This is a genomic window from Pseudoflavonifractor sp. An187 (genome assembly GCF_002160275.1).
Taxonomy (GTDB): domain Bacteria; phylum Bacillota; class Clostridia; order Oscillospirales; family Oscillospiraceae; genus Enterenecus; species Enterenecus faecium.
The window spans coordinates 21182-46252 of the sequence record NZ_NFKG01000008.1 but is presented as its reverse complement, the minus strand read 5'-3'; the positions used below and the strand labels follow the sequence as shown (position 1 = coordinate 46252).

The 25071-nt window shown below is 60.3% G+C and carries 28 protein-coding genes and 1 riboswitch; of the genes, 20 read left to right on the top strand and 8 right to left on the bottom strand.

Going from position 1 to position 25071, the window contains the following annotated elements:
- Positions 1 to 6 precede the first annotated feature (6 nt).
- Genes moaC through B5F22_RS05555 form a run of 8 tightly spaced genes read left to right on the top strand, consistent with a single transcriptional unit; the run spans position 7 to position 5410 of the window.
- Positions 7 to 489, top strand: coding sequence for a cyclic pyranopterin monophosphate synthase MoaC (moaC, locus tag B5F22_RS05590; RefSeq protein ID WP_087391673.1), 483 nt, complete (start codon positions 7 to 9; stop codon positions 487 to 489).
- On the top strand, positions 473 to 982 hold the full coding sequence (mobB, locus tag B5F22_RS05585; protein WP_087391671.1) for a molybdopterin-guanine dinucleotide biosynthesis protein B: 510 nt from the start codon (positions 473 to 475) through the stop codon (positions 980 to 982). The genes moaC and mobB overlap by 17 nt, the downstream gene beginning before the upstream one ends.
- Positions 979 to 1956 (top strand): GTP 3',8-cyclase MoaA, encoded by a 978-nt coding sequence (gene moaA, locus B5F22_RS05580; RefSeq protein ID WP_087391669.1) that lies wholly within the window; start codon positions 979 to 981, stop codon positions 1954 to 1956. Before mobB ends, moaA begins: the two co-directional genes overlap by 4 nt.
- A gap of 5 nt (positions 1957 to 1961) precedes the next feature.
- Positions 1962 to 2402, top strand: a complete 441-nt coding sequence (locus tag B5F22_RS05575) for an MOSC domain-containing protein (RefSeq protein ID WP_087391667.1) — start codon at positions 1962 to 1964, stop codon at positions 2400 to 2402.
- The gene (locus tag B5F22_RS05570) at positions 2399 to 2899 is read left to right on the top strand and encodes a MogA/MoaB family molybdenum cofactor biosynthesis protein (RefSeq protein WP_204210525.1); all 501 of its coding nucleotides are present in this window, start codon (positions 2399 to 2401) and stop codon (positions 2897 to 2899) included. Before B5F22_RS05575 ends, B5F22_RS05570 begins: the two co-directional genes overlap by 4 nt.
- Entirely contained in the window at positions 2896 to 3732 is an 837-nt protein-coding gene (gene modA, locus B5F22_RS05565; protein ID WP_242955065.1) for a molybdate ABC transporter substrate-binding protein, read from the top strand. The genes B5F22_RS05570 and modA overlap by 4 nt, the downstream gene beginning before the upstream one ends.
- Positions 3732 to 4388, top strand: coding sequence for a molybdate ABC transporter permease subunit (gene modB, locus B5F22_RS05560; protein ID WP_087391665.1), 657 nt, complete (start codon positions 3732 to 3734; stop codon positions 4386 to 4388). Before modA ends, modB begins: the two co-directional genes overlap by 1 nt.
- A gap of 5 nt (positions 4389 to 4393) precedes the next feature.
- A complete protein-coding gene (locus B5F22_RS05555; RefSeq protein ID WP_087391663.1) occupies positions 4394 to 5410 on the top strand; it encodes an ATP-binding cassette domain-containing protein in 1017 nt (338 codons plus the stop codon).
- A 67-nt stretch (positions 5411 to 5477) separates the two neighbouring features.
- Here B5F22_RS05555 and B5F22_RS05550 read toward each other — a convergent pair whose 3' ends face one another.
- Both B5F22_RS05550 and B5F22_RS05545 read right to left on the bottom strand, forming a co-directional pair.
- On the bottom strand, positions 5478 to 5834 hold the full coding sequence (locus B5F22_RS05550) for a CoA-binding protein (protein ID WP_087228547.1): 357 nt from the start codon (positions 5832 to 5834) through the stop codon (positions 5478 to 5480).
- A gap of 37 nt (positions 5835 to 5871) precedes the next feature.
- On the bottom strand, positions 5872 to 6687 hold the full coding sequence (locus B5F22_RS05545; RefSeq protein WP_087391662.1) for a histidinol-phosphatase HisJ family protein: 816 nt from the start codon (positions 6685 to 6687) through the stop codon (positions 5872 to 5874).
- 221 nt (positions 6688 to 6908) lie between these two features.
- A riboswitch (cobalamin riboswitch) is annotated at positions 6909 to 7099 on the top strand.
- 107 nt (positions 7100 to 7206) lie between these two features.
- Here B5F22_RS05545 and B5F22_RS05540 point away from each other — a divergent pair.
- The 6 genes from B5F22_RS05540 to B5F22_RS05515 all read left to right on the top strand — a co-directional run bounded on the left by B5F22_RS05540 (position 7207) and on the right by B5F22_RS05515 (position 16572).
- A complete protein-coding gene (locus B5F22_RS05540) occupies positions 7207 to 10656 on the top strand; it encodes an Ig-like domain-containing protein (RefSeq protein WP_087391659.1) in 3450 nt (1149 codons plus the stop codon).
- 27 nt (positions 10657 to 10683) lie between these two features.
- Entirely contained in the window at positions 10684 to 11406 is a 723-nt protein-coding gene (locus tag B5F22_RS05535) for a DUF4430 domain-containing protein (RefSeq protein WP_087391657.1), read from the top strand.
- Positions 11407 to 11425: 19 nt separating this feature from the next.
- Positions 11426 to 12316 (top strand): energy-coupling factor transporter transmembrane component T, encoded by an 891-nt coding sequence (locus B5F22_RS05530; RefSeq protein ID WP_158096629.1) that lies wholly within the window; start codon positions 11426 to 11428, stop codon positions 12314 to 12316.
- Positions 12289 to 13938: an ABC transporter ATP-binding protein gene (locus tag B5F22_RS05525; protein WP_087391653.1), complete on the top strand. Its 1650-nt coding sequence runs from the start codon at positions 12289 to 12291 to the stop codon at positions 13936 to 13938. The genes B5F22_RS05530 and B5F22_RS05525 overlap by 28 nt, the downstream gene beginning before the upstream one ends.
- Positions 13920 to 15221, top strand: coding sequence for an ECF transporter S component (locus tag B5F22_RS12545; RefSeq protein WP_242955064.1), 1302 nt, complete (start codon positions 13920 to 13922; stop codon positions 15219 to 15221). The genes B5F22_RS05525 and B5F22_RS12545 overlap by 19 nt, the downstream gene beginning before the upstream one ends.
- A gap of 76 nt (positions 15222 to 15297) precedes the next feature.
- Positions 15298 to 16572 (top strand): L-serine ammonia-lyase, iron-sulfur-dependent, subunit alpha, encoded by a 1275-nt coding sequence (locus B5F22_RS05515; protein WP_087391652.1) that lies wholly within the window; start codon positions 15298 to 15300, stop codon positions 16570 to 16572.
- 71 nt (positions 16573 to 16643) lie between these two features.
- On the opposite strand, the gene B5F22_RS05510 is transcribed toward B5F22_RS05515, so the two are convergent.
- From B5F22_RS05510 to B5F22_RS05485, 6 genes are all read right to left on the bottom strand, one after another.
- Positions 16644 to 17021, bottom strand: a complete 378-nt coding sequence (locus B5F22_RS05510; RefSeq protein ID WP_087391651.1) for a desulfoferrodoxin family protein — start codon at positions 17019 to 17021, stop codon at positions 16644 to 16646.
- 102 nt (positions 17022 to 17123) lie between these two features.
- Positions 17124 to 18464, bottom strand: a complete 1341-nt coding sequence (locus B5F22_RS05505; protein ID WP_087391649.1) for a hypothetical protein — start codon at positions 18462 to 18464, stop codon at positions 17124 to 17126.
- A complete protein-coding gene (locus B5F22_RS05500; protein WP_087391648.1) occupies positions 18449 to 19204 on the bottom strand; it encodes an ABC transporter ATP-binding protein in 756 nt (251 codons plus the stop codon). The genes B5F22_RS05505 and B5F22_RS05500 overlap by 16 nt, the downstream gene beginning before the upstream one ends.
- Before the next feature lie 13 nt (positions 19205 to 19217).
- Complete coding sequence (locus B5F22_RS05495) at positions 19218 to 19691, bottom strand: hypothetical protein (RefSeq protein ID WP_087391646.1); 474 nt, start codon at positions 19689 to 19691, stop codon at positions 19218 to 19220.
- Positions 19688 to 20410 carry a hypothetical protein gene (locus B5F22_RS05490; RefSeq protein WP_087391645.1) on the bottom strand — a complete coding sequence of 241 codons (723 nt, stop codon included), beginning with the start codon at positions 20408 to 20410 and terminating at the stop codon, positions 19688 to 19690. Before B5F22_RS05490 ends, B5F22_RS05495 begins: the two co-directional genes overlap by 4 nt.
- Positions 20407 to 20790: a GntR family transcriptional regulator gene (locus B5F22_RS05485; protein WP_087228523.1), complete on the bottom strand. Its 384-nt coding sequence runs from the start codon at positions 20788 to 20790 to the stop codon at positions 20407 to 20409. The genes B5F22_RS05490 and B5F22_RS05485 overlap by 4 nt, the downstream gene beginning before the upstream one ends.
- 165 nt (positions 20791 to 20955) lie before the next feature.
- Here B5F22_RS05485 and B5F22_RS05480 point away from each other — a divergent pair, with 165 nt between their 5' ends.
- The 6 genes from B5F22_RS05480 to B5F22_RS05455 all read left to right on the top strand — a co-directional run bounded on the left by B5F22_RS05480 (position 20956) and on the right by B5F22_RS05455 (position 25031).
- Positions 20956 to 21279, top strand: a complete 324-nt coding sequence (locus B5F22_RS05480) for a helix-turn-helix transcriptional regulator (protein WP_087228521.1) — start codon at positions 20956 to 20958, stop codon at positions 21277 to 21279.
- Positions 21276 to 22610, top strand: coding sequence for a DUF2812 domain-containing protein (locus B5F22_RS05475; protein WP_087391643.1), 1335 nt, complete (start codon positions 21276 to 21278; stop codon positions 22608 to 22610). Before B5F22_RS05480 ends, B5F22_RS05475 begins: the two co-directional genes overlap by 4 nt.
- Positions 22607 to 22873, top strand: a complete 267-nt coding sequence (locus tag B5F22_RS05470) for a cysteine-rich small domain-containing protein (protein WP_087228517.1) — start codon at positions 22607 to 22609, stop codon at positions 22871 to 22873. Before B5F22_RS05475 ends, B5F22_RS05470 begins: the two co-directional genes overlap by 4 nt.
- A complete protein-coding gene (locus B5F22_RS05465) occupies positions 22870 to 23739 on the top strand; it encodes an NAD(P)H-hydrate dehydratase (RefSeq protein WP_143482193.1) in 870 nt (289 codons plus the stop codon). The genes B5F22_RS05470 and B5F22_RS05465 overlap by 4 nt, the downstream gene beginning before the upstream one ends.
- A gap of 155 nt (positions 23740 to 23894) precedes the next feature.
- Positions 23895 to 24662, top strand: a complete 768-nt coding sequence (locus tag B5F22_RS05460; protein ID WP_087391637.1) for an EFR1 family ferrodoxin — start codon at positions 23895 to 23897, stop codon at positions 24660 to 24662.
- A 15-nt stretch (positions 24663 to 24677) separates the two neighbouring features.
- Positions 24678 to 25031, top strand: a complete 354-nt coding sequence (locus B5F22_RS05455) for an arsenate reductase family protein (RefSeq protein ID WP_087391635.1) — start codon at positions 24678 to 24680, stop codon at positions 25029 to 25031.
- Positions 25032 to 25071 lie beyond the last annotated feature (40 nt).

Sequence of the window (25071 nt, the reverse complement as noted above, 5' to 3'; positions counted from 1 at the left end):
GATACCATGGAACCCAAATTCAATCACTTTGACAGCGACGGCAACGCCATTATGGTGGACGTCTCAGAAAAACAGCCCACCCTGCGTACCGCTGTGGCGGAGGGTACCATCCGGGTCTCCCAGGCGGTGCTGGAGGCCATTTCTGGCGGCACCGCCGCCAAAGGGGACGTGCTGGGTGTGGCTCGGGTGGCGGGAATTATGGCCGCCAAGCGCACCAGCGACCTCATTCCCCTGTGCCACCCGTTGGCGCTGAGCCACGTCAGCGTGGACTTTGAGCTGATGCCCCAGCAAAGCGCGGTGAAGGCCCGGTGTACCGCCAAGCTCACCGGAAAGACTGGGGTGGAGATGGAGGCCCTCACCGGGGTCAGTGTGGCCCTGCTCACCATCTACGACATGTGCAAGGCCATGGATAAGAGTATGGAGCTGGGGAACATCCACCTGGTGCACAAAGAGGGGGGCAAGTCGGGGGTATATGAGCGTGGCCAGTAAGCCCACAGTGGTGGCGGTGTCCGGGGTGAAAAACTCCGGAAAGACCACCCTTATTACCGCCATGCTCCCCCACTTTCATCGGGCTGGGGTACAGGTAGCGGTGATCAAGCATGACGGCCACACCTTTCCCCCCGACCCGCCAAACACGGACACGGGACGATATCTCCAGGCTGGGGCCCTGGGGGCCGCCATTTACGACGGGGAGACCACCAAGGTGATCTGGCGTCAGACGCCAGACCTGCCTGGGCTGTTGGAGCTCTTTCCCCAGGCGGACCTCATTCTGCTGGAAGGGGGGAAGCACAGCCCTTGGCCCAAGCTGGAGCTGGTGCGGGCGGGCAACTCCACCCAGTCGGTGTGTGACCCCGCCACCTTGCTGGCCTTGGTCACGGACACCACGCTGTGTCTGCCGGGGATACCCACCCTGTCCCTCAACGACCCGGCAGGGGTGGCGGACTTTTTGATGAAATACCTGGAGAGGGGGCGGAGCACATGAGAGACCAGTACGGGCGGGACATCTGCTATCTGCGCATCTCGGTCACCGATCGGTGCAACCTGCGGTGTGTGTACTGTATGCCGGAGGAGGGGGTGGCGTGGATGCCCCACAGCCAGATCCTCACCTATGAGCAGATCACCCAGGTGGTGGAGGCGGCGGCCCGTTTGGGGGTGCGCCACATCCGCCTCACCGGAGGAGAGCCCCTGGTGCGCCCCCAGCTGTACCGCCTGGTGGAGATGGTCAAAGGGGTGGAGGGGATTGAATCCGTGGCCCTCACCACCAATGGGGTGCTGTTGGCCCAGCAGCTGCCCCAGCTGCGCCTGGCGGGGCTGGACGGGGTAAACCTGAGTTTGGACACCTTGGACCCTCAGCAGTTTGCAGCCATCACCCGCCGGGAGGGGCTGCTGCCCCAGGTCTTGGAAGGGCTGGAGGCTGCGGCAGGCACCCCCGGTTTGACGGTAAAGGTGAACTGTGTTCCCACCCAGTTCAATGAGGACCAGGTGGTGCCCTTGGCCAGACTGGCCCAGGAACGGGAGATTTCCGTGCGGTTCATTGAACTGATGCCCATCGGACTGGGGCGGGACCGCCACGGATTGTCCCAGGAGCAGGTGATGGAGCGGCTGACCGGTGCCTTTGGCACTCCTATGCCCTGTGCCAACCCTAAGGGAGCGGGGCCTGGGACCTATGTCACCTTCTCTGGGTTTGCAGGACAGGTGGGATTTATCAGTGCATTGAGCCACCAGTTTTGCCACCAGTGCAACCGGGTGCGTTTGACCGCCGATGGTCACTTGAAAACCTGCCTGCAATATCAAGACGGGGTGGATGTAAAGCCATATCTGGCGGAGGGTGTCTCTCCCACGGCATTGGATGGGGCCCTGGAACAGGCCATGTACCACAAACCCGTCGGGCACCACTTTTCCACCCAGACCCAGGCGGGAGACGAGAAACACAACATGAACCAAATAGGAGGATGAGGCCCATGGGACAAGTGATGGCTGTGTGTATCAGCGAGAAGAAGGGGACCCAGAAGAAAAATGTGAACACCGCCACCTTTGTGGAGGACTGGGGTATCCAGGGGGACGCCCACGCCGGGAAGTGGCATCGACAGGTGTCCCTTTTGTCCCATGAGCAGGTGGAGGCTTTTCGGGCCCGGGGCGCTGTGGTGGACCACGGGGCTTTTGGAGAGAACTTGGTGGTGTCGGGCTTTGACTTCAAAACCCTACCCATTGGCACTAAGTTTCGCTGTGGGGACGTGGTGCTGGAGCTGACCCAGGTGGGGAAGGAGTGCCACGCCCACTGCGAAATTTACAAAGTCATGGGGGACTGCATCATGCCCCGGGAGGGGGTATTCACCCGGGTGCTCCACGGGGGGATCATCTCTGTGGGGGATGCGCTGACCATCTGGGAGGGAGAAGCATGAGAGTTGCCATTTTGACCCTCAGTGATTCCGGCTATGCCGGGACACGGGAGGACCAGAGCGGACCCCTCATTGCCCGCATGGTGGAACAGGAGGGACACCAGGTGGTGTATACCCAGCTGCTCCCCGACGGGATCGAGCCCCTGTACACCACCCTGTGCCAGCTGTGCGATGAGAGCCGGGCAGACCTCATTCTCACCACCGGGGGTACCGGATTTTCTCTCCGGGACCTGACCCCAGAGGCCACTGCCCAGGCCATTCAGCGCCCCGCCCCGGGGATTGCGGAGGGTATGCGCTACCACTCCCTGCAAATCACCCCCAAGGCCATGCTCAGCCGTGCCACGGCAGGCATCCGAGCCCAGACTCTGATTGTGAATTTGCCGGGCAGTCCCAAGGCGGTGAGGGAGTGCCTGGAGTACATCCTGCCGCCCCTGGCCCACGGGCTGGAAATTTTGACAGGGCAGAGCGGAAACTGTGCCCGAACGGAGGAGAGAACATGAAACGGAAACCACTGGTATGCACCTGCCTCATGAGCGCCCTGCTGCTGCCCATGTGGGGCTGTCACTCCGCTCCTACCACCTCAGAGCAGACGGAGGTGGTGGTATTTGCCGCTGCCTCTCTGGAATCCGCCCTGACCCAGATTGCTCAGACCTATGAGGCCCAGCACGAAGATGTCAAGCTCACCTTTACCTTTGACTCCTCTGGGACCTTAAAGACCCAGATTGAGGAGGGGGCGGTGTGCGACTTGTTCCTCTCGGCGGCCCAGAAGCAGATGAATCAGCTGGACAGCCAGGACACCACGGGGGCCAACACCGACGGCCTGGACTTTGTCTACTCGGACACCCGCATCGACCTGCTGGAAAATCAGGTGGTGCTGGCGGTGCCCCCGGAGAACCCTGGCAAGATCAATTCCTTTACCGACCTTGCGTCCGGGGACGATCTGCTGTGCATTGGCAACGATGACGTGCCGGTGGGAGCCTACTCCCTGGAGATTTTGGACCACCTGGGCTACTCTCTGGACCAGCTGGAGGACCAGGGGAAGGTGACCTACGCCTCCAACGTCTCGGAGGTGGCCCGCCAGGTGCAGGAGGGAGTGGTGGACGCCGGTATGGTGTATGCCACCGACGCCAGCACCTATGGCCTCAACGTGGTGGATGCCGCCACGCCAGAGATGTGCCAGCAGGTGATCTATCCTGCCGCCGTGATGAAGAGCGGACAGGCGGACAGTTATGACGCAGCGGAGGACTTCCTCACCTACCTCTACACTAATGAGGAGGCCATCTCAGTCTGGAAGGATGTGGGCTTCACCCTGATCGCCCAAGGGGAGAACTGATGGACCTGTATCCACTCTTCAACTCTCTGCGCATTGCCGCCCTGTCCACCGCCCTCATCTTCTTTGTGGGCCTGTGGGCAGCCCAGGTGATCTCCCGGTGCCATCCGGTGGTGAAGGGGGTTCTGGACGTGGTGCTCACCCTGCCCCTGGTGCTGCCCCCCACGGTGGTGGGGTATCTGCTGCTGTGCCTGTTGGGGCCCAACGGGGCAGTGGGGAGCGTGGTGGCCCGCTTGCTGGATGTGCGCCTGACCATGGTGTGGTATGCGGGGGTGTTTTCCTCGGCGGTGGTGGCCTTCCCCCTGATGTACCGCACCGCCCGGGGGGCCTTTGAGAGCTATGATACCACCCTCACCGATGCCGCCCGCACTTTAGGACGGGGAAATGTGTGGATTTTCTGGCACATTCAGCTGCCCTGCTGCCGCCAGGGGATTTTGGCGGGGACGGTGCTGGCCTTTGCCCGGGCCCTGGGGGAATACGGAGCCACCTCCATGATCGCAGGGTATACCCCGGGAAAGACCGCCACCATTTCCACCACGGTCTACCAGTTTTGGCGCACGGGTAACGATACTATGGCGCTGCGCTGGGTGCTGGTGAATCTGGCCATCTCTGGGGTGGTGCTGCTGGCCATCAATCTGTTGGAGCGCAAGGAGAGGTGACGGACATGTCCCTGATGGTAGACATCGAAAAACAGCTGGGGAAGTTTCGGCTCCGGGTCTCCTTTACTGCCCCTTTGGAGGAGGTGACCGGACTGCTGGGTGCCTCAGGCAGCGGCAAGACGGTGACACTGCGGTGTATTGCCGGGCTGCTCACCCCGGACGCAGGACACATCGAACTGGAGGGTCGAGTGCTGTTTGACCACAGACAGGGGGTGAACCTGCCGCCCCAGCAGCGGAAGGTGGGGTATCTCTTCCAGCAGTACGCCCTCTTTCCCCACTACACCGTGGAGCAGAACATCGCCGTGGCTGCCCAGGACCGAGGGGCGGTGGAGGAGCTGCTGCACCGCTTTCAGTTGCAGGAGCACCGACACAAGCGCCCCCGTCAGCTCTCAGGGGGACAGCAGCAGCGGGTGGCCCTGGCCCGGATTCTGGCCGCCCAGCCCCAGGTTTTGCTGCTGGATGAACCTTTTTCAGCCCTGGACACCCACCTGAGAGGGGAGATTCAGGGGGAACTATCCCGGTTTCTGGAGCAGTTCTCTGGTCCCTGCCTTATGGTCACCCACAGCCGGGATGAGGTTCGGCGGTTGTGCCATCAGGTGTGTGTGGTCCACCACGGGGCCTCCCAGCCCATGCAGACCACGGAGGAGTTTTTCAATCATCCCCGCACCTTGTCGGCCTGCCGTCTCATGGGCTGCCCCAATATCTCCCCGGTGGAGCATCGGGGGAATGGAGTGGCGTATGCCACAGCCTGGGGACTACCAGTGCAGGTGCCCCGAAATGCCGCCTATGTGGCGATCCAGCCCCACCACATCCGTCTGGTGGATGGCCCCGGTCAGAATCGGATGTTTTGCCCCTGTACCCAGGTGGACCAGGGGCCATTCTCGGTGTCTGTGTCCCTGGCGTGTGGAGATGGAGCGCTGCAAATGGAGGTGTCCAACTGGGATTGGCAGGCCGTGGACCATGCCCAGGGGGTGTGGATTGAGCTGCCGCCCTCCCAACTGCTCCCTCTGACAGATGAATGAAGATGCGAAAACCGCCCCGGCTCTTGAGAAACGAGAGCCGGGGCGGTTGTTGTCATGGGGATGGGGCTTATTTGCTGTACAGCCGGAGGCCCACCAGGGCGCAGCCATCCAGGTAGGGAATGTGGTGCTCCTGGAGGTAGGCCAGCAGGGCCTCGTCGGAAGCGCCGGGCTGGATGAGCACGCAGCGGAAGGGCTTTTTGCACTCCTGGAGCAGGTTCAGACCCTTGGTGGGGTGGATGCACAGGTCGATGACATCAATGTCGTCCGGGATGTCGTTGAGGGAGGCCAGCTCCTTGCCCACGGGATAGACGGTGTAGCCCTTCTCCAGAAGGGCGTGCTTGATCTTATAGGCGTATTTTTCCGGGTTGAGGGTATCGCCCAAAACGGCGAAGCGGGACAGGGCCATGATTTCCTTGAGTTCCATGAAGATACCTCCTTTTTGTCTGATGGTAGGGGTGAGGTCAGCGGATGGAGTGAAATTGGGGCTTTCTCTGGCGATAGGTACACACGTAGCGGTAGCCCAGGTGTTGGAGCATCTGAGCGGCCTCCTGGAAGCCGGCCCCGATGAACTGGGGGCGGTGGGCATCCGAGCCCAAAGTGAGGATTTCGCCCCCCAGCTGGCGGTAGCGGGTGAGCAGGGGCATCCACTGGCGGACGGTGGTGCCCTGGGTGGTGTTCAGCTCGATTCCTTTGCCGTTGTGGATGACCCGGCGGAGAATCTCGTCCAGCCGATCTTGCCAAGGGTCCAGGGTGAGGTGGAAGTCCGGGGAGAAATAGCGCAGGGGATAGATGATATGACCCAGCACGTCAAAAGTGCCGTCCTCCACCAGCTCCTCCATCTGCCGGATGTAGTCCTCCAAAACGGCGTTGGCCCGCTGGGGGTCGGTGCAGGATTTGGCATAGGTGAAAATACCGATGCCTCCCAGGTCCAGGCTCACCGAGTGGAGGGAGCCGATGACAAAGTCCAGCTCGGGAAAGTCCAGACAGGCCTGGACGGCGGCGGTGTCCACGGTGCTGTTGCCCAGCTCGATGCCCACCCGTACCTCCACCCGGTGGGACCAGTCGTCCTTGAGCGCTGCCCACTGATTCAGTACGGCATCAAAGTCGTAGTGGGTGGGCAGGCGTTCTCCCCGCTGGTTTAAGAGGTTCCAGTGCTCGGTCATGCACAGTTCGGGAATCCCCGCCTGACAGGCGGCGTTGAGGTTTTCCCACAGCTGGGATTTGGAGTCGCCGGACAGGTGGGTGTGGGTATGGTAGTCAGCCAAATAAGATGGCATACAGTGACCTTCTTTCTGTAGCTCGTGAAGTGTATGGTTCTTGCTTTTAGTATACCGGAATTTTGCAAAAGAGAAAAGGAGAATGTCATGGAAAAATGTATTATGTGGAAATAGAACAGTTTGGTCCAGGTAAACGGAGGGTATGGGGATAAAATCACTAGAAATGGCCTGGGTGCAAAATTCCCCTTTTCGTTTGCCTGCCTGCCATGTATAATAGAGGTAATTGCATAAACCACATGTGTGATCTGAGATCGGGCAGATTGAAAAGGGAAACAGGTGCAAAACCTGTGCGGAGCCGCCGCTGTAATGGAAGAGTGCTGGCCAATATGTCACTGGAAACGGAAGTTTCTGGGAAGACGGCCAGGGCGATGAGGCCAGAGCCAGAAGACCTGCATATGATGGGACCAAGGTGCGCCCAAGGCGATGGGCGGGCCTTCCTTTTGTGTTGCCTGAAAGCGGCTGCAACCATGGGTTGCAGCCGCTTTTTGATATTCATTTCCCAGGAAAGGACTTGAGAACATGAGAGCAGAATCGAGAAGAAGGGGGCGGCGGTGGCTGAGTCTGCTGCTGACCCTGGCCATGGTGTGGACCCTGGTATCCGGGGCGTTGGCCCTGAACGTCAGCCGGAGCGGAGCGCAGACCGTGACGGTGACCATGGAGTACACCGACGAGAGTGGCCACACCATGTACTATCTGCCCCCCACCCAAGTGGAACTGGAGGAGGGAGATATCCTGGTGGACGTGCTGCAACGGGGCTATCAGGACCGGGGCAGCGTGACCTACAGCACCCTATACGGCTTTACTGTCACTCCCAACGATGGCCAAGCGGTGGGTGAGGTGAACTGGGGTAAAAAAGCCTGGTGGCCCTTTGTGGACAGCGTCAAGGTGGGTAACAAGTACCAGGTGCAGCCCGGTGAGGTGATTCGCCTCATTTACGTCCAGGACAGCGCTCAGGGCACCCCGGACTACATCCCGCCTGCCGCAGAGGGCGGACAGGGTGCTCTGGGGATCAACAAGGACAAGCTGGTGTCCAGCCTGGCCCAGCTCACCCAGGCACAGATTGACGCCAACGCCCAGGCCTATGAGCAGGCGTTGCAGGTGGCGGTGGACGGGACGGCCACCCAGGAGCAGGTGAATGAGCAGACCCAGATTGTCTCCCAACTGCTGGCCCAGAAGGTCCCCGCCACCGATATCACCGTGACCCCTGGGGAAGTGACCCTGATGGTGGGACAGACCCAGACCCTCGCGGCTACGGTTACCCCGGAGGAGAGCAACGACACCGTGGTGTGGTACAGTGAGGACACCCATGTGGCCCAGGTCACCGATCAGGGCGTGGTCCGGGCTGTGGGAGAGGGCACCGCCGTCATCACCGCCCAGGCCAACGAGACGGTGAAGGCCACGGTGATGGTGACCGTGACGGGCATTGCCGCCCAGTCTGTTACCCTGAGTGAGACTCAGCTGGACCTGGAGGAGGGCCAAGGGGGGCGGCTCACCGCCACGGTAACCCCGGCCGACTCCACCGACGCTGTGGTGTGGCAGAGCAGTGCCCCCGACATTGTTAGCGTGGATGACAGCGGCCTGGTGGTAGCCCACCAGGCGGGAAGCGCCCAAATTACGGTGACGGCTGGCGATTGCAGCGCTGTGTGCACCGTCACCGTCACCCCTCGAGAAGTGCCCACCACCCCCACGGTGGTGTTTTACCACACGGACGGGCGCATCACCCAGTGGGACGATACTCACACCTTCACCCTCTCCGCGCTGGATGAGGGGCGGTTTGTGCTGGAGGGTGTAGCCGAGGGACAGAGCACCTATTGGAGCTGCAGCCAGCAAAACGGAGGTTCGGAGTCCTCCACCATCCACATTTCCTCCGGCGGTAAGTTTTATCCTTCTGTGGGCGAGTATCAAGCCTATGTCTACGACAAGAATCCCGACTGGTATGTGGCCCAGGAACTGGCCACTTTCACCTTGAAGGTGGTGCCCACCCAGATCACCGACCTGAAGCTGTACCAGGATGGCTGGCCTGTCACCGGGGAGGAGCCCCTCCATTTGAGCGGCACCCAGCCCCAGCAGCTGACGGTGAAGGGCTGCCTGGACGGGGTGTACATCACCATCCCCAATCAGGCTTTGGAGATGACCTCCACTGAGGGCTCCTATATCTATACCCTGGATGGGGAGAACGGCCTGGAGTTCTTTTCCGAGGACCAGTCCATGCACACCTTTACCGTGTCCCTGGCGGATAACCCCCAGGTCACCGTGAGCTTCCAGGCCACCGCCCAGCGCATTGACGTGACCGGTCTGACGGTGACCTATCCTGAGGTGTTCTACATCGAGGGGTGGAACGGTCTGGGAAACCAGTACGTGGGCATTACCTCCCATGATACCGACCCGGAACGGCGGTATGAGATCAACATTGAGCCCCACAACGCCACCGTCAAGGACGTGGTGTGGGTGTCCCACGACCCGGATGTGGCGGAGTTCCAGGCCACGTATGGCAACGGTATCGTTCCCAAGAAGGCGGGCACGGCCCGGTTTACCGTCACCAGCGTGGACAACCCCGCAGCCACCCAGGACCTCACCATTCGCTTTGAGTATAAGCATCCCCTGGAGCAGGTGGAGATGGAGGAGACCGCCCTCACTCTGGCCCAGTATGAGTCCATGAACCTGGACCTGCTGGTGACTCCTGCAAACGCCACCAACCAGCGGTTTGCCTGGACCTACAGCCAGGACGGGATTGTGAAGGTCAACGACTATGCCACCAGCACCCCCGGCACCATGACCACCACTCACACCCTGTCCGCCCTGGAGCAGGGCACGGTGACGGTGACGGGCACTCCCCTGGACGACACCCAGGGAGCCAAGCCCATCCAGTTCACCGTGACGGTGACCCAGCCGGACGCTGTGGAGGACCTGGACTTTGACCGATATGTCACGGGCAACATCCGTCACGCTTTGTCCTACCTGGACAGCCAGCTGGAGGGGAACTACACCTATGGGGCCGAGTGGAGCCTGTTTACGCTGCTCCGGGCCGGGGCCAGCCTCAGCCAGAGCGATTTGGACAGCTACTACGCCAGCATCACCCAGCAGCTGGAAAGCGGCGGAAGAATGCTGCCCACCGACTACTTCCGGGTGGTGGTGGCGCTGCTGGCCATGGGGAAGGACCCCACCGATGTGGCGGGGATGGACCTCATTGAGACCCTGTACAACTACCCCAATCTGGACCGCATGACCTCCAACATGATGAGTTACACCCTGTTGGCCCTGGATACCAAGGACTATGAGGTGCCCCAGGATGCCCGGTGGACCCGGGAGACCCTCATTGAGAAACTTCTCACCTTCCAAAATGCCAACGGCGGCTTTGGCCTGTCTTCGGCGGACACGGTGAGCGTGGACGTCACCGCCATGACCCTCCAGGCCCTGGCCCCCTACCGGGACATGGAGCAAGTTGGCCTGGCCTTTGACCGGGCACTGGAGTACCTGCGCAGCCAGATGACCAGCGACTGCGGCTACATCAATGAGGGGGATGACAACGGCTGTACCGCCGCCCAGGTGCTCACCGCCCTGGCGGTGGCGGGCATCGACCCTCTGGACCCGGACAACGAGTTCACCCATGGCAACTATAATCTGGTCACCAAACTGGATCAGTTCAAGCGGGAGTCTGGCTTTACCACCTTTATGAGCAGTGACCAGCCCGACGGCATGGGCACCGTGCAGATCGGCTACGCCCTGGAGGCCTACCGCCGCTTTGTGGCAGGGGAGAACACCCTCTTTGACCTGACCCAGTGGACCCCCGCGCCCCCCACAGAGGATGGAGACAGCGGAGAGAATCCGGGCAGCGGGGAGGAGGAGCCCCAGGTGCCCCAGACCGGAGATACCAGCCCCCTGGTGGAATCTCTGGTGATTCTGGGCATGAGCGCAGCGGGGCTGTGTGCCGCTGTTTGGACCGACCGTAAGAGAAAGAGCCGGGGCTAAAAAGCCTCCGGCGTATGAGGAGAGCCTATGAAGCATTTGAAACGATGGATGTGCCTGTTTTCCCTGTTGCTGCTGCTGACCTTGGCGGCCTGCGGGAACACGGGGGAGAAGGGCGCTGTGGTCACCCCCACAGTGTCCCCCACCGTGGGCGTGGAGGAGAGCCTCGCCCCCAGCGAGCAGCCCTCTGGGGAGCCCCAGGCCAGTGAGGCCCCGGCGGCGACCCAGCAGCCCGCCCAGAGTCAGGACCGGGGAGAGTCGTCTACAGCGGCAGCCACGCCGGCGCCGACCCCCAAGCCTACCCAGAAGCCGGCGGTGAAGGCCACACCCGCTCCCACCCCCAAACCGACCCCCACGCCCAAGGTCAACACCTGCTATCTCTCCATTGAGTGCAAAACCATTTTGGGCCGTATGGAGGATTTGACTCCAGGGAAGGAGAGCTTGGTGCCCTCAGACGGGGTGATTTTGTCCCGCAAGGCCATCTCCTTTGAGGAGGGAGAGTCGGTGTTTGACGTACTCCTCCGAGCCACCCAAACCTACGGCATCCACATGGAGTACGAGTACACCCCCGGCTTTGGCAGCCATTACATTGAGGGCATCAACAACCTCTATGAGTTCGACTGTGGGGCCGGGTCCGGCTGGATGTACTACGTCAATGGGACCAAGCCCAACTACGGAGTGAGCAAGTACACGGTGAAGAATGGAGACATCATCGAATTTAAGTACACCTGCGATCTGGGCTTTGATTTGTAAGAGAGGAGGAGAGGGCGGCGTGAAGGACGAGTTTTCCCGCTGTCATCCAGGTATCAATTTCATCTTTTACCTTCTGGTGCTGGGGGTTACCCTCTTTTATATGCACCCGGTGCTGTTGGTGGTGTCGGGGGTTGCTGCCGCCGCCTATCTGTTCCGTCTGCGGGGCGGGAGGGGGCTTGTTCGGGTGTGCCTGCTGGCCCTTCCGGTGGTGGTGCTCTCGGCGGTGGTCAACCCCCTCTTCTCCCACCAGGGCCTCACCATTCTGGGCTATCTGCCCTCGGGGAACCCGGTGACCCTGGAGTCTGTGGTGTACGGGTTATGCACCGGGGGGATGATGGGGGTGGTGATCTTGTGGTGTGCCACCTGGCAGGACGTGATGACGGAGGACAAGGTGGTGTACCTCTTTGGCAAGGGCTTTCCCGCCCTAGCCCTCATCTTCTCCATGGTGCTGCGCTTTCTCCCCCTGTTTTTGACCCAGGCCAAGCGGGTTATGGCCGCCCAGCGGTGTGTGGGCCGGGACGTGGGGGAGGGGACCCCATGGCAGCGGCTGAAAAAGGGGGTGCGGGTGTTGTCCATCCTGGTCACCTGGTCTTTGGAGCACTCGGTGGACACCGCTGACTCCATGCGAGCCCGAGGCTATGGCCTGCGGGGGCGCACCCTATACCACCCCTTCCGATGGGATGGGCATTCCACCGCCTTGGCGGCAGGCATGGCCCTGTGCTTTGGATGTGTGGCGGCGGGCGTGGTCACGGGACAGCTGAACATGCTGTATTTTCCGGTGTGGCGGCTGAACGGGGCCACCGTCCCGGCCTGTGTGTGTTATGCCCTCTACGGGGTGCTGTGCGCCCTGCCTTTGATACTCAACTTGGTGGAGGATTTGAAATGGCGTTATTGGATGTGCAAAATCTGACCTTCTCCTATCCCGACGCGTCGGCCTCTGCGTTGCGAGAGGTGTCTCTCCAGATTGAGGCAGGGGAATTCGTGGTGATCTGCGGGCGGTCCGGGTGCGGGAAATCCACCCTCATCCGCCAGTTCAAAAGCGCACTGACCCCACACGGGACCCAAACCGGAGAGATTTTCTACAAGGGAACCCCGCTGCACCAGGTGGATTTGCGCACCCAGGCGGGGGAGATTGGCTTTGTGATGCAAAATCCCCAGCAGCAGCTGGTCACCGACAAGGTGTGGCATGAGATGGCCTTCGGCCTGGAAAACCTGGGGCTGGAGCTGGGAGACATGCGGCTGCGGGTGGCGGAGATGGCCAGCTATTTTGGCCTCCAGGGCTGGTTTGACCGGAAGGTGGAGGAGTTGTCCGGCGGAGAACAGCAGCTTCTCAACCTGGCCTCGGTGATGGCCATGCACCCCCAGGTGCTGGTGCTGGACGAGCCCACCTCCCAGTTGGACCCCATGGCGGCCACCGACTTTCTCCACACCCTCCAGCGGCTCAACCAGCAGCTGGGGCTGACGGTGGTGGTGGTGGAGCACCGCCTGGACCAGGTGTTCCCCATGGCGGACCGGGTGGTGGTGCTGGAGGAGGGCAAAATCCTCTGTGACGGCTCCCCCCGGCAAGTGGGGCAGGCTCTGGCCCACCACCTCCTGGGGGTGTGCTGCCCGGTGCCCATGCAGATTTATAATCGAGTGGAGGGGGGAAAGGCCTGCCCCATGACAGTGAAGGAGGGGCGGACCTGGCTGGAGCAGTACCGGGACAAGCCCCAGCTCCCCGTAGAGCCCCCCGCCCAGCCCGCTCCCAGGGATTTTGCCCTGGAGGCCCGGGAGGTGTGGTTCCGCTATGACCGCCACGGGGCGGATGTGCTCCAGGGGCTCAACCTCCAGGTACCCAGAGGACAGCTGTACGCCCTCATGGGTGGCAACGGCGGGGGCAAGACCACCGCCCTCTCCCTCTTCTCTGGGGAACATCGCCCTTACCGGGGCCAAATCCGCATCGGCGGTCAGGTGAGAAAGCGGGGCAGGCCTCTGGAGCGGGGGGTGCTGGGGGTGCTGCCCCAGAATCCCCAGTGTCTCTTTGTCCGGGACACGGTGGGGGCGGACCTGGAGGAGCTGCTGGACGAGCTTCCCCTGTCCAGAACGGAGCGGGAGGACCGCCTTACACAGGCCATCCGTGTGACCCAGCTGGAGGGCCTGCTGGGCCAGCACCCCTATGATTTGTCCGGGGGGGAGCAGCAGCGGGCGGCTCTGGCCAAGGTATTGCTGCTGGACCCGGAGATTCTCCTGTTGGACGAGCCCACCAAGGGGCTGGACGGATGCTATAAACAGACCTTGGCTCAGGTTCTGGGAGCGCTCACCGGGCAGGGCAAGACGGTGTTCATGGTCTCCCACGATGTGGAGTTCTGCGCCGCCTATGCGGATACCTGCGGGCTGCTGTTCCGGGGCCAGCTGGTGTGCCAGAAGCCAGCCCGGGACTTCTTCCTGGGCAATCATTTTTACACCACCGCCGCCAATCAGATGGCACGGGACGTCTTTCCCCAGGCGGTGACGGTGGAGGATGTGGTGCGGGCATGTACGCAAGACAAGTGAAAATGGGCACCGGGGCGGACAGCTGGGTAATGGCGGCGGTGTGGCTGTGTGTGGCCATGGCGGTCAATGCGGCCTTTGCCCCCTGGTTCTCTATCCCGGAGCTGGCCTATCAGGGGCTGACAGACCAGTTTACCCTGTGGCGAGCGGGGGAGAGCGTGGACTTGGCCCGACAGCTGTATCTGGTGCAGGCGCCCCAGCTGCTGACCCTGGACGAGGGGATGCTGGTGGGGCTGCGGGCCACCCAGTTGGCAGCAGGGCTGTCCATCCCTATTCTGCTCCTCGCTGCGGGGCTGGCCTGGCGGCGCAAGAAATGCGCCACGGCGGCGGTGCGGCTGTCTGCGCTCCTGGCCCTGCTCTCGGTGGCGGGGGCGGCGGTGGTGCTCGCCCGTCTGAGCGGGGTGCTCAATGCCGCCTTGGGGCAGGGGAACACCTTCTGGGACCTGACGGTGTTCAGCCATATGCAGCTGACCGGGTTTGCCTGCGGCCAGGGGGCGGCAGGGCTGGCCCTTCTTTTGGGAGCGGGGCGGCTGCTGAACACCCAGCGGGTGGAGTTGGCCTCAGTGCCCACCGTCCGGGGCATGGGACGGCGGACCAGGTTGGCCGCTGGGGTGATTTTGGTGTTTGTTCCGCTGCTTATCGCCTTTGGCATTGTGTTTTTGAAGGGACGTAGCTACTATTTTATCTCCATCTGCGTCATTGTGGCGGCGATGCTCCCGTTCTTTGCTGCCTTTGAGGACCGCCGACCCCAAGCCAGGGAATTGGTGCTCATCTCCTCTCTGGTGGTCATCGCCACGGCGGGGCGGGCGGTGTTTTTCATGCTCCCCCACTTCAAACCGGTGACTGCTCTGGTGATCGTAGCGGGCATTGGGCTGGGGGCAGAGGCTGGGTTTCTAACCGGAGCCATGACCGGGTTTGTGTCCAACTTTTTCTTTGGGCAGGGGCCTTGGACCCCTTGGCAGATGTTCGCCTTTGGAGTCATTGGCTTTTTAGCGGGGCTGCTCTTTGAAAAGCGGATGCGGCGGGGGAATGTTCCTCTGGTGGGTGTGTGCGTGTATGGGTTTCTGGCCACCGTGGTTATCTACGGCCTGTTGCTGGATACCTCCACCGCCCTATCTGTGTTGGAGGGGCTGACCTGGCAGTCGGTGCTGGCTTGCTACGTGGCGGGAGTGCCTGTAAACATCACCCACGGGGTGTCCACCGTGGTGTTTTTATCGCTCTGTGCCAACCCCATGCTGAAAAAGATTCGACGCATGCGCAAGAAGTATGGGCTGCTGATGGAGTGATTGGGAAATGCCCCTTCCTGTGGAGCGGGACCTGTGGTAGAATGAAGAAAAACACCAGATAAGGAGAGACAGCTCCATGCAACGGACCGATGAGAGATATCAAGCGTATGTGCAAATCCTCCGAGAGGAGTTGAAGCCTGCCATGGGGTGTACCGAGCCCATTGCGGTGGCCTATGCCTGTGCGGTGGCTCGCCAGACCCTGGGGCAGCTGCCCCAGCAGGTGACGCTTCACGTCAGCGGCAATATTATCAAAAATGTCAAGAGTGTGGTGGTGCCCAACACCGGGGGCAGACGTGGCCTGGAGGTGGCGGCAGCGGTGGGAACCGTGGCCGCCCAGGCCCAGGCCCAGCTGGAGTGCATTTCCCATGTGACGGAACAGGATATGGAAGCGGTGGAGGAATATCTGGCCCAGGAGCGGGTGGCCATTGTGCCGCTGGACACCACCCACCCCTTTGACATCCTGGTGGAGGTCCGAGCCGGGGAGGATGTGGCCCGAGTGCGGATGGTGGACCAGCACACCAACCTGGTGCACGTCAGCCGCAACGGCCAGGTGCTGCAAGAGCGGGAGGTCCCCCAGGGGATGCAGGAAAACCCTTTGCAGCAGCTGCTCACGGTGGAGGGCATTTTGGACTTTGCCGACAGCGTGGACCTGGAGGACATCCGCCAGCCCATCCAGCAGCAGGCCCAGCTGAACTGGGCTATTTCCCAGGAGGGACTGGAGGGCTGTTACGGGGCCATGATCGGAAAAGAGCTGATGGCCCAGGCGGGAAACGACTGGAAAGCTCGGTTGCGTGCCCGGGCGGCGGCCGGGTCTGACGCCCGTATGAGCGGCTGCGAGTTGCCGGTGGTCATTGTCTCAGGCAGTGGAAACCAGGGGCTCACGGCCTCCCTGCCTGTGATGGAATATGCGGCCATAAAGGGCATTGGGGAGGAGCAGATGTACCGGGCCATGGTGGTGTCCAATCTGCTCACCGTCCACCAAAAGACCAATTTGGGCCGTCTGTCCGCCTTTTGCGGGGCGGTGAATGCGGCCTGTGCCGCTGCCGCTGCCATTGCCTACCTGGACGGCATGGGTCTGGACGGGGTGGCACACACTCTGGTCAATTCCTTGGCTGTGGTGTCCGGCATGGTGTGCGATGGGGCCAAGGCCTCCTGTGCGGCCAAAATCTCTCTGGCTCTGGAGGCGGGCCTGATGGGCTACGAGATGTACAAGGCCGGACATGAATTTTACGATGGGGACGGCATTGTGAAAAAAGGAGTGGAGAATACCCTGAACATGGTGGCCCGCCTGGGACGCCTGGGTATGCGGGAGACCGATCGGGAAATCTTGCGGATTATGACGGGACAATGATAAAAAAGAAGCGTGGACCAGCAGGAAACTGCCAGTCCACGCTTCTTTTATCTAAGGGGGGAGAGTATCTGTTACAGTTCGGTCATCCACAGGCCGTGGAGGTTGCAGTAGGCGTACACAGCCACAGGCTTCTCGTCGCCCAGATGGAACACGGCGCGGGGGGCGTCGCCGGGCTTGAGCTGGATGCGGTGGCCGCCGTGCTCGGTTTTCACATAGACCCACATGATGAAGTGCTCAGGGGTCATGGGATGCTCCACAGAACCCACCTGGACGGTGAGAACGCCGTTTTCTACACTGGCTACGGGGACATGCTTCTCGCCGCTGGCCTCTACGGTGTTGGGGGTCAGCTCCTCCATGGGCTGTCCACAGCAAAAGATGGGGACACCAGCGTCGTGGATGATGCCGACAATGTTGCCGCAGTGCTTGCAGCGCAGGAATCGAGTGTTCATGGGAAAACCTCCTGTTCCGATTCATGTATATTGGGTGCCTTTGGTACCGCTGTTATTATACCACGTCTTGCTGGAGAAAAACAGCGGTGTGGGGAAATTTTTTCAGGAAACCGGAGTCAGGGTGAGCCGATAGTCCTGGACCTGAATCAATCCTGTGATGCTCTGGCTGTGGATAAAGCGGGCAGAATACGCCAGACCGTCCGAGTTACATACTGCTATCGACACAGATGGAGTGACCATATAGCCAGAGGGAGAGGTCTGAAGGTAGGAGGCCATTACCAGACGCTCTCCATCGTAGTAGGTTTGGAACGATACACCGAGGGGAAATTGAGCCTGGGTCAGGTCGCAGTCCAATACGGGTACATACAGGCCAAAGTCATTTTTGGCCCAAAGGTTCAGGGATTGAACCAGCGGGGCGGGATAATCGTCTGATAAGGACAGTGCCCCCAGATACGAATCTTGGATGATAAAGGTATGGTTTTCATCTGGGAGTTGGATGGGGATCTCCTGCAGCGGCTGATAGGTGAGGGTGTCCAGAAGAAGAAATTGATAGTTGTTTTCCGCCAGGTTTTCAATGAGGAGAAGGTGGTATCCGCCGTCTGACAAAGCCAGGTGTTGGGGTTTGCCGCTGGTTTGGTAGCACAGAGTGCAGTTTTGAGCAGCTAAAGCCTGGCCGCCAGAGGCGGGGATGCGGTATAGCCCATAGGGAGAGGCACCCGATACCGGAGTGCCATCCTGTTGTTCGGGACTAAAAAGCACATAATAATAGCCGTTGGATAGGATTGCTTCGCTGTATAGAGAGGGAGCCTGAGGCGTGGAGAGGTAAATAGAGGAGATGACGAAATTCTGGTCCAGTTCCAAATCCACTTGTATGGTATCTCCCTGGCCCACAGGAATGCGGAGGGCTTGGGTCAAATCCCAGGTTTCCCAGCCGGAACTGTAAGAGTCGGGCAGGGGGATATCAGACAAAATCACAGGATAATAATCCAGATAGTCGCTCAGTACTACGGTTTCAGAGTAGCTTCCCTTGGCAGGGGCTCGGCTGGACACGTCTTCAATGATCTCACGATAGGCTTGGCCGATGACGTTGGTGGACCAATCGTCACCGGAAATATAGAACATGGAGGTGTCTCCCACAGCAATGGACAGCATAGGAGAACTCTCCTGAGGGGTATACCAGCTGATATTTCCGGGGTCATAGCGATAGTCTGTGCTCCAGGTGGGGGTAGAGCCCAAGGTTAGCGTGGTGTCCCAGGCCATATCATAATTTTGAAAGGTCGGAATGTTTAACTGGAATCCCTGGGCAGCAGCAGGGTCCCCTATCGGCTGCTCCACGGTGAAGGACACGGCATCCTGGGCATCCCAGGTCTCCACTACCGTGTAGCCGAATAATCCGGCCAACAGGGCAAATACCAGGCCAAAAGCCGCTAACGATTTCCGCATAGGCCATCCTCCTCTCCGCTGAGCTGGGAAAGAGCGTTGCTCACCCGATCCGGTTGATAGTGGTACTTCTCTTTCACATAGTCCAGAATGGACAATCCCTGTTCATCCAGGTCGGCCGTGGAGACGTCCCCCACAATCTGACCATCCCACAGCAGCACCGCCCGGCTGACAAAGTGGTTGATCTCGGAGAGCAGGTGAGTGGAGAGAATGACTGTCTCGGTGGGCTCCAGAATCCCCAGCAGTACTTTGTAGAAGTCCTCTCGGTTGAATACATCGTTTCCGGCAAAGGGTTCATCCATGAGAATGTAGTCCGCCCCTTGGCACAGGGCCAAAATCACCTCCACCTGGTTTTGCTGGCCCACAGACATGGCACGCAGGGGACGGTTTCCCGGCAGGCGGAAGAAGTCCATGAGGGCTTCAAACCGCTGATCCCGCCAGGTGGGGAAGTGCTCCCGGTAGAAGACCCGGTGCTCCTGGGGGGTGAGAGTGGGGAAAAAGGAGTGCTCACAGGTGGCAAAGCTGAGACGGGCGATGTTGTCCCGGCCGATGGGTACCCCGTCCAGGGTGATGGAGCCCTGATAGGACAATAGGCCAAGAATACACTTGAGCAGGGTGGTCTTGCCCGCTCCGTTCTCCCCCAACAGCCCTACGATTTCGCCGGGGGCGATGGAGAGGTTGACCTGGTGCAGGGCATGGGTGGTCAGATGATAGGTCTTACTTACACGGTTCAGTTGCAGCATGACGATAACCTCCTTAGCTCCACAGGGCCTCCCAGAGGGAGGAGGGGAGAAAACGGTCCGGGGTAACAGTCCAATAGATGGCGAAGTCCAGCAGCCACAGCGCCAGGGATAGACCCAGGAAGAACAGCGCCGCCAACACAGGGAGGGTGAGGCAGCGGCGGGCCAGCTCCCAGCGGTCCGGGAGCCGCCGCATGAGGTATACACTGTGGCTCAGACGGGTGTGCAGAGCCCAGAAGTACCCGGCCAGGGGCACCATAGCTAGGGCAGAGACCCAGAAGCCGTAGAGGCTGGGCCCCAGCAGCAGAGAGAAGGGGGGCATTTGAACCTCGGGGAACGAGGCGGCGGTGCGCTCGATGCCTGGAAGGGCGCGGGCGTAAGCGTTGAAAAAGGACAGGCTGCACACCAGAGAGAATGCAGTTAGAGCCACAAAACCCCGGCGAAGGACGGTGGCATTGGCCTCCACAGGGAGATAGCGCTTCCATTTCATTCTCCCACCCCTTTCCGCAGATTCAAAACCAGAAGGCCTCCTTCCACACAGCAGCCCACAACGAGCAGCACTGCCATCACGGTGGACCAGGAATGACTTCTCAGCTCCAGAGGCGTGATGGACAAGGCCAGGGGGAAGATGAAGGACCACACCAGCAGCTTGCCCTGCCAGCTCCGCACCATGCCCACCGCAGTGATGAACCCGAGACCCACATAGATCATGGTGGTACTGGCCCAACTCCACCCATCCAGCAGGGGGAGCAGGACGTGGACATACCCGCTCTGAACACTGGTGAGGAAGAGCGTCTGTTCCCCCCAGTCAAAAGCGGGGTACAGGGCGGCCAGCAGTTGGGTGGCTGCCACCACCACCGTCAGTTGGGCAAACCAGCACAGCAGCAGGACCGCCACGGCGTACACAAGATAGCTGAGAAACACCTGGGTGGGGGAAACGGGAAGGCGCAGCATGGTGTAACCCGTCTGAGTAGGGCGACTGCCATGGGAGCGTATCAGGGTGTACATCACCAGAATCAAGGCCGCCGCGGCGGGGAGGCGGAACGCGAGGTGAGAAAACACATAAGGTGCGCCGTAGCTTTCCGGGAGGACCTTGGGTATCCCCACAGCAACCCCCAGCTGGACCACGGCCATTCCCGCCAGAATGACCAGCACCCGCCAAAAGGAGGCGGCGACGGTAAGATAGAGAAGGGAACCAGTTTTTCTCATGGGACATCCTCCTTCCATAGGGTCTCGATGAGGGCGATGGTCTGGCTGCGGGTGAGACCCATGGCCCGCATTTTTTCAATATACTCCAAGGTCTGGGTGTTGGGCAGTTGCTGCTGCATGGCCTGAGACTGCTGATCGGAGAGACACACACAGCTCTTGCTTCCCGTTCGGGAGGAGATGAGCCCCTCCTCCTCCAGCAGACGAAAGGCCTTTTGAATGGTGTTGGGGTTGACCCCCAGCAGGGCGGAGAGGGTGCGCCGGGAGGGCAGCTCGTCCCCATCCTGCACGGTTCCGGCGGCAATGCCCGCCTTCAGATGCTCCATAATCTGTAGGTAGATGGGGGCCCCATCCCGGAGGCGCAGGTCGTCAAAGCGCACCATGGTGTATCACTTCCTTCCAAAGTGTATTATAGGTGTAGTACACTTTCTAACTGTATTATATGAGTAGTACGGTTTCCTGTCAAGTAGAATCTTCTTGACAATCTCGAACATCGAGAATACAATGAGGGTGAGGAATCTCGATGTTCGAGATAAGGAGGTGAGAGGATGGCACGGGCCAAGTTTCAGACCCTGTCCGAGCAGATGTTTTATGTGCTGCTCTGCCTACGCCAGGAGCGGTGCGGCATCGACATTTTGGACCAGGTGCCTGCCATGACCCAGGGCAGGGTGCATGTGGGGTCGGGGACGCTGTACAATCTGTTGGAGCAGTTTTTGGAGGCGGAATGCATTGTGGAGACCCGGGTGGAGGGGCGGCGGCGCAGCTATCTCATCACCCCCAAGGGGCAGGAGATGTTGGACCAGGAATATGCCCGCATCTGTGCCCAGGCCCGGGACTACCGACAGATCATGGGAGAGGAGGAGCGCTCATGAAAACACGGAAACGAACCTGGAAGCGATTGGCGTTTTTCGATTCCGGTGCGACCATTCGCTATTTGGAGAAACAAGCCCGGGAGGGCTGGGTGCTGGAGAATGTCTTTGGCATTTGGTGGACGTTCCGGCGAGTGGAACCCCGCACCGCGCATGTGTGGGTTACCTATCTCGATCAGGATGCGTATGAGCCCCAGCCCAGCCAACAGGTGGAGGACCTGGCAGAGCTGGGGGAGCACACGGGGTGGAAGCTGACGGTGGAGACCCCCACCATGCAGGTGTTTTATAACTGGTCGGCGCACCCTCTGCCCATGGAGACCGATCCGGTGGCCTATGTGGAGGGGATGCACCGGGCCTTGAAACAGGGGGCGTTGAGGGTCTACCGTGTCTGTTTTGGCCTGACGCTGGCGATACTGCTGCTCAACCTTTGGAGTTTTTTGGAGCTGCCTTTGTGGGTTCTCTCCACTCGGGCGGAGTGGGTCCTGGAGGACCTTTTGCTCTTTGTGGCCATCGGAGCGGAATTGGTCCCATATGAACTGTGGCACCGGAAGGCCAAGAAGCTGGCGGCCCAGGGGGAGTGGCTGGATACTGGGCCGTGGGGCAAGGTCGTCCGTTGGGTCCTAGTGGCGTATGTCGTCTTGTGGCTTACTGGAATTGTGGCTACCTTGGTGTTGAAACCATGGGCCAATGCCCGTCTGTTTTTCCTCGTTACGGCGCTATCGTTTGGAATCGGGTGGAATTTGGTGCTGTGGATGCGGGATGTGTTGAGAAGACGAAAGGCATCCTGGGGTACCAATGAGCTGGTGACATCGGCGTTGTACTTCTTCCTTATTATGGCCTATACCAGTGTCATAACCTTTGGCTATATGCGCCTGGATTGGTTGTCCCCCATGGCGGCAGACGGCTGGTGGAGCCAATTCCCCGATGGGCTGCCCCTGACGGTGGAGCAGCTGCGGGGAGATGTGGGGGACCAGGAGTTTTGGGTCAGCCGGGACGGGGAGGAATCTCTGGTCCTAGGGCAGTATCAGGGCTGGCAGATTACGGAGGAAGAGACCGGGCCGGAAGAGGACATGGACACCGTGATGTATACGGTGACCTTGGTGAAACTCCCCATTTTGTACGACCTGTGCCGGGATGAGATGCTGTGGGCAGACCATGAGCAGGTAGACGCCGCTCCTTGGCTGGCCCAGGAAGCATATAGAAAGACGGATGGGGTACGCCTGCGGACCTATCTGCTGTGCTACCAGGACTGTGTGGTGGAGATCGCCTTCGGCTGGGAGCCTACCCAGGAGCAGATGCAGCTGGTGGGCGAGATGTTTGGGGGACTACAATGAGTAATAATAAGCCTTTGCATAACTATGAGTTTTTCTCACATACCAGCTGTGAGTTCTTTCCCTGTCATCCCACCCAAAACCCGGAGAATTTTAACTGCCTGTTCTGCTACTGCCCCCTGTATCTCATGGGGGAGAAGTGCGGAGGAAACTTCACCTATACCCCCGGAGGTATAAAGGATTGCAGCGCCTGCCTTCTCCCGCACCGACGGGAGAACTATTCCTATATCGTGGGCAAGCTCATGGAAGGGGGAGAGAAGCCGTGAGAGAAGAACGATTGGTGACAAATGAGATGGTCCGGCTGCCCCGGCGGGAGCGGGACAGCCACAAGGGGGACTACGGAAAGCTTCTGATTGTGGCGGGCAGTGAAGGGTATACCGGGGCTCCGGTGTTTGCCGCCCAGGGAGCACTGCGCAGTGGAGCAGGTCTGGTGTATCTGGGTGTGCCCAGAGATGTGTATCCCATGGTAGCCACCCGGTGCTCCAGCGCCATGCCCTTCCCGCTGCCCGACGATACGGAGCAACTGGTGGAGCGAGCCCGTAGCTGTGATGTGGTGCTGGCGGGCCCAGGGATGGGGCGCAGCCCACGGGCCCAGCAGCTTGTGTTCCGCCTGATCAAAGAGGTGGAGGGGCCGCTGGTGCTGGATGCGGACGGCCTCAATGCCCTGGAAGGACAGACCCAACGGCTCAGGGCTCGAACGGGGCTCACCGTCCTCACACCCCACGATGGAGAGTTTGCCCGCTTAGCTGGATGTTCGCTGCCGCTTAACGACCGGGTGGAGCAGGCGGCTGAGCTGGCTCAGGACACGGGCTGCGTGGTGGTGCTCAAGGGCCACGAGACCCTCACCGTGGACCCTCAGGGCAGGGTGTGGCGCAACACCACCGGAAATCCCGGCATGGCCAAGGGGGGCAGCGGGGACATTCTGGCGGGGATGATTGCCTCACTGCTGGGTCAAAAACAGCTGACGGGATGTGTTTTCTGTCCCGGGGAGCTGGTGGCCTGGGCGGTGTACCTCCACGGGGCGGCGGGAGACGCTGCCGCTGCCCAGTATGGGGAGTATGGAATGCTGCCCGATGACACTTTGGCGGCGGTGGCAGGGGTGCTGCAAACCCATATACAGGCCGAACTCTGAACGAAACGGAAATATTCCTCCCGATACGCACAGATTTCACACGGTTTCACAGGAAGTTTATGTGTAGTTTTTTCTCTTTGGAACATTGACACCGGGGCCAAATTCGGTTACTGTGTGCGTAAGGAGAGAGGGAAGGATCCCTTGGAGGAAAGAATATGCTTGTTTATTTTTCGGCCACAGGAAACAGCCAATTTTGTGCGGAGTGGCTGGCGGACCACCGAAAGGATGACCTGCTGGACACCTTCTACTATATTCGCCACGGCGTGGCAGCCGAGCTGCAATCAGAGAAGCCCTGGGTGTTTGTCATGCCCACCTACTGCTGGCAGATTCCCAGAATTGTGGAAGATTTTATCATCCGCGGCCATTTCAGCGGCAGTCGGGACGCCTACTTCGTCATGACCTGCGGTGGAGAGGTGGGGAATGCAGAGCCCAAACTCCAGGAACTGTGCCAGCGAAAGGCTCTGACGTATCGGGGGACCTTGCCGGTGGTGATGCCGGATAACTATCTGGTGATGTTTACGCCCCCCGACCCTGCCCAGGCTGAGACCATGCGGCAAAAGGCGGTGGCCACATTGCAGCAGGGGGAACAGTGGATGGAGGAGGGCAAGTCCTTCCCGCCTATTTCCACTGGGAAGTGGGACGGCCTGAAATCTGGCGTGGTCAATCAGGCGTTTTACCGCTTCTATGCCAAGGCCAAGAAGTTTTATGCCAAGGACACCTGTATCTCTTGCGGCAAGTGTCAACATGTGTGTCCCCTCAACAACATCCATCTGGAGAATGGAAAGCCCGTGTGGGGCGCCCAGTGTACCCACTGCATGGCCTGTATCTCCAAGTGCCCCGTGGAGGCCATTGAGTACGGAAAGGCCACCCGAAACAAACAGCGGTATCTCTGTCCCCCGTATCAGGGGCGGGAGAGCCAGTAAAAAGGAGCGTAACCTATGAGTGTCTTATTTTTGCAATATCCCCCCTGTACCACCTGTAAGAAGGCCAAGGCCTGGCTGGATGAGCGGGGCGTGACCTATGAGGCCCGGAACATCAAGGAGGAGAATCCCACAGCGCAGGAGTTGAAGGCGTGGCATGAGAAGAGCGGCCTGCCTTTGAAGAAGTTTTTCAACACCTCCGGTCTGGCCTACAAGGCCCTGGGGCTGAAAGACCGCCTGCCCACCATGTCTGAGGAGGAGCAGTATCAGCTGCTGGCCAGCGACGGCATGCTGGTCAAGCGTCCCCTGGTGATAGGAGAGAAATTTGTGCTGGTGGGATTCCGGGAAGCCCAGTGGCAGGAACAGCTGTGAGGTAGACGGGACGGAAAATCTGTGGTAGAATGGCCGGCAG

What these genes read in the sequence shown, in the direction of transcription:
- moaC (WP_087391673.1), top strand. Translation starts at nt 7, where the DNA reads ATGGAACCCAAATTCAATCACTTTGACAGCGACGGCAACGCCATTATG.
- mobB (WP_087391671.1), top strand. Translation starts at nt 473, where the DNA reads ATGAGCGTGGCCAGTAAGCCCACAGTGGTGGCGGTGTCCGGGGTGAAA.
- moaA (WP_087391669.1), top strand. Translation starts at nt 979, where the DNA reads ATGAGAGACCAGTACGGGCGGGACATCTGCTATCTGCGCATCTCGGTC.
- B5F22_RS05575 (WP_087391667.1), top strand. Translation starts at nt 1,962, where the DNA reads ATGGGACAAGTGATGGCTGTGTGTATCAGCGAGAAGAAGGGGACCCAG.
- B5F22_RS05570 (WP_204210525.1), top strand. Translation starts at nt 2,399, where the DNA reads ATGAGAGTTGCCATTTTGACCCTCAGTGATTCCGGCTATGCCGGGACA.
- modA (WP_242955065.1), top strand. Translation starts at nt 2,896, where the DNA reads ATGAAACGGAAACCACTGGTATGCACCTGCCTCATGAGCGCCCTGCTG.
- modB (WP_087391665.1), top strand. Translation starts at nt 3,732, where the DNA reads ATGGACCTGTATCCACTCTTCAACTCTCTGCGCATTGCCGCCCTGTCC.
- B5F22_RS05555 (WP_087391663.1), top strand. Translation starts at nt 4,394, where the DNA reads ATGTCCCTGATGGTAGACATCGAAAAACAGCTGGGGAAGTTTCGGCTC.
- B5F22_RS05550 (WP_087228547.1), bottom strand. Translation starts at nt 5,834, where the DNA reads ATGGAACTCAAGGAAATCATGGCCCTGTCCCGCTTCGCCGTTTTGGGC.
- B5F22_RS05545 (WP_087391662.1), bottom strand. Translation starts at nt 6,687, where the DNA reads ATGCCATCTTATTTGGCTGACTACCATACCCACACCCACCTGTCCGGC.
- B5F22_RS05540 (WP_087391659.1), top strand. Translation starts at nt 7,207, where the DNA reads ATGAGAGCAGAATCGAGAAGAAGGGGGCGGCGGTGGCTGAGTCTGCTG.
- B5F22_RS05535 (WP_087391657.1), top strand. Translation starts at nt 10,684, where the DNA reads ATGAAGCATTTGAAACGATGGATGTGCCTGTTTTCCCTGTTGCTGCTG.
- B5F22_RS05525 (WP_087391653.1), top strand. Translation starts at nt 12,289, where the DNA reads ATGGCGTTATTGGATGTGCAAAATCTGACCTTCTCCTATCCCGACGCG.
- B5F22_RS12545 (WP_242955064.1), top strand. Translation starts at nt 13,920, where the DNA reads ATGTACGCAAGACAAGTGAAAATGGGCACCGGGGCGGACAGCTGGGTA.
- B5F22_RS05515 (WP_087391652.1), top strand. Translation starts at nt 15,298, where the DNA reads ATGCAACGGACCGATGAGAGATATCAAGCGTATGTGCAAATCCTCCGA.
- B5F22_RS05510 (WP_087391651.1), bottom strand. Translation starts at nt 17,021, where the DNA reads ATGAACACTCGATTCCTGCGCTGCAAGCACTGCGGCAACATTGTCGGC.
- B5F22_RS05505 (WP_087391649.1), bottom strand. Translation starts at nt 18,464, where the DNA reads ATGCGGAAATCGTTAGCGGCTTTTGGCCTGGTATTTGCCCTGTTGGCC.
- B5F22_RS05500 (WP_087391648.1), bottom strand. Translation starts at nt 19,204, where the DNA reads ATGCTGCAACTGAACCGTGTAAGTAAGACCTATCATCTGACCACCCAT.
- B5F22_RS05495 (WP_087391646.1), bottom strand. Translation starts at nt 19,691, where the DNA reads ATGAAATGGAAGCGCTATCTCCCTGTGGAGGCCAATGCCACCGTCCTT.
- B5F22_RS05490 (WP_087391645.1), bottom strand. Translation starts at nt 20,410, where the DNA reads ATGAGAAAAACTGGTTCCCTTCTCTATCTTACCGTCGCCGCCTCCTTT.
- B5F22_RS05485 (WP_087228523.1), bottom strand. Translation starts at nt 20,790, where the DNA reads ATGGTGCGCTTTGACGACCTGCGCCTCCGGGATGGGGCCCCCATCTAC.
- B5F22_RS05480 (WP_087228521.1), top strand. Translation starts at nt 20,956, where the DNA reads ATGGCACGGGCCAAGTTTCAGACCCTGTCCGAGCAGATGTTTTATGTG.
- B5F22_RS05475 (WP_087391643.1), top strand. Translation starts at nt 21,276, where the DNA reads ATGAAAACACGGAAACGAACCTGGAAGCGATTGGCGTTTTTCGATTCC.
- B5F22_RS05470 (WP_087228517.1), top strand. Translation starts at nt 22,607, where the DNA reads ATGAGTAATAATAAGCCTTTGCATAACTATGAGTTTTTCTCACATACC.
- B5F22_RS05460 (WP_087391637.1), top strand. Translation starts at nt 23,895, where the DNA reads ATGCTTGTTTATTTTTCGGCCACAGGAAACAGCCAATTTTGTGCGGAG.
- B5F22_RS05455 (WP_087391635.1), top strand. Translation starts at nt 24,678, where the DNA reads ATGAGTGTCTTATTTTTGCAATATCCCCCCTGTACCACCTGTAAGAAG.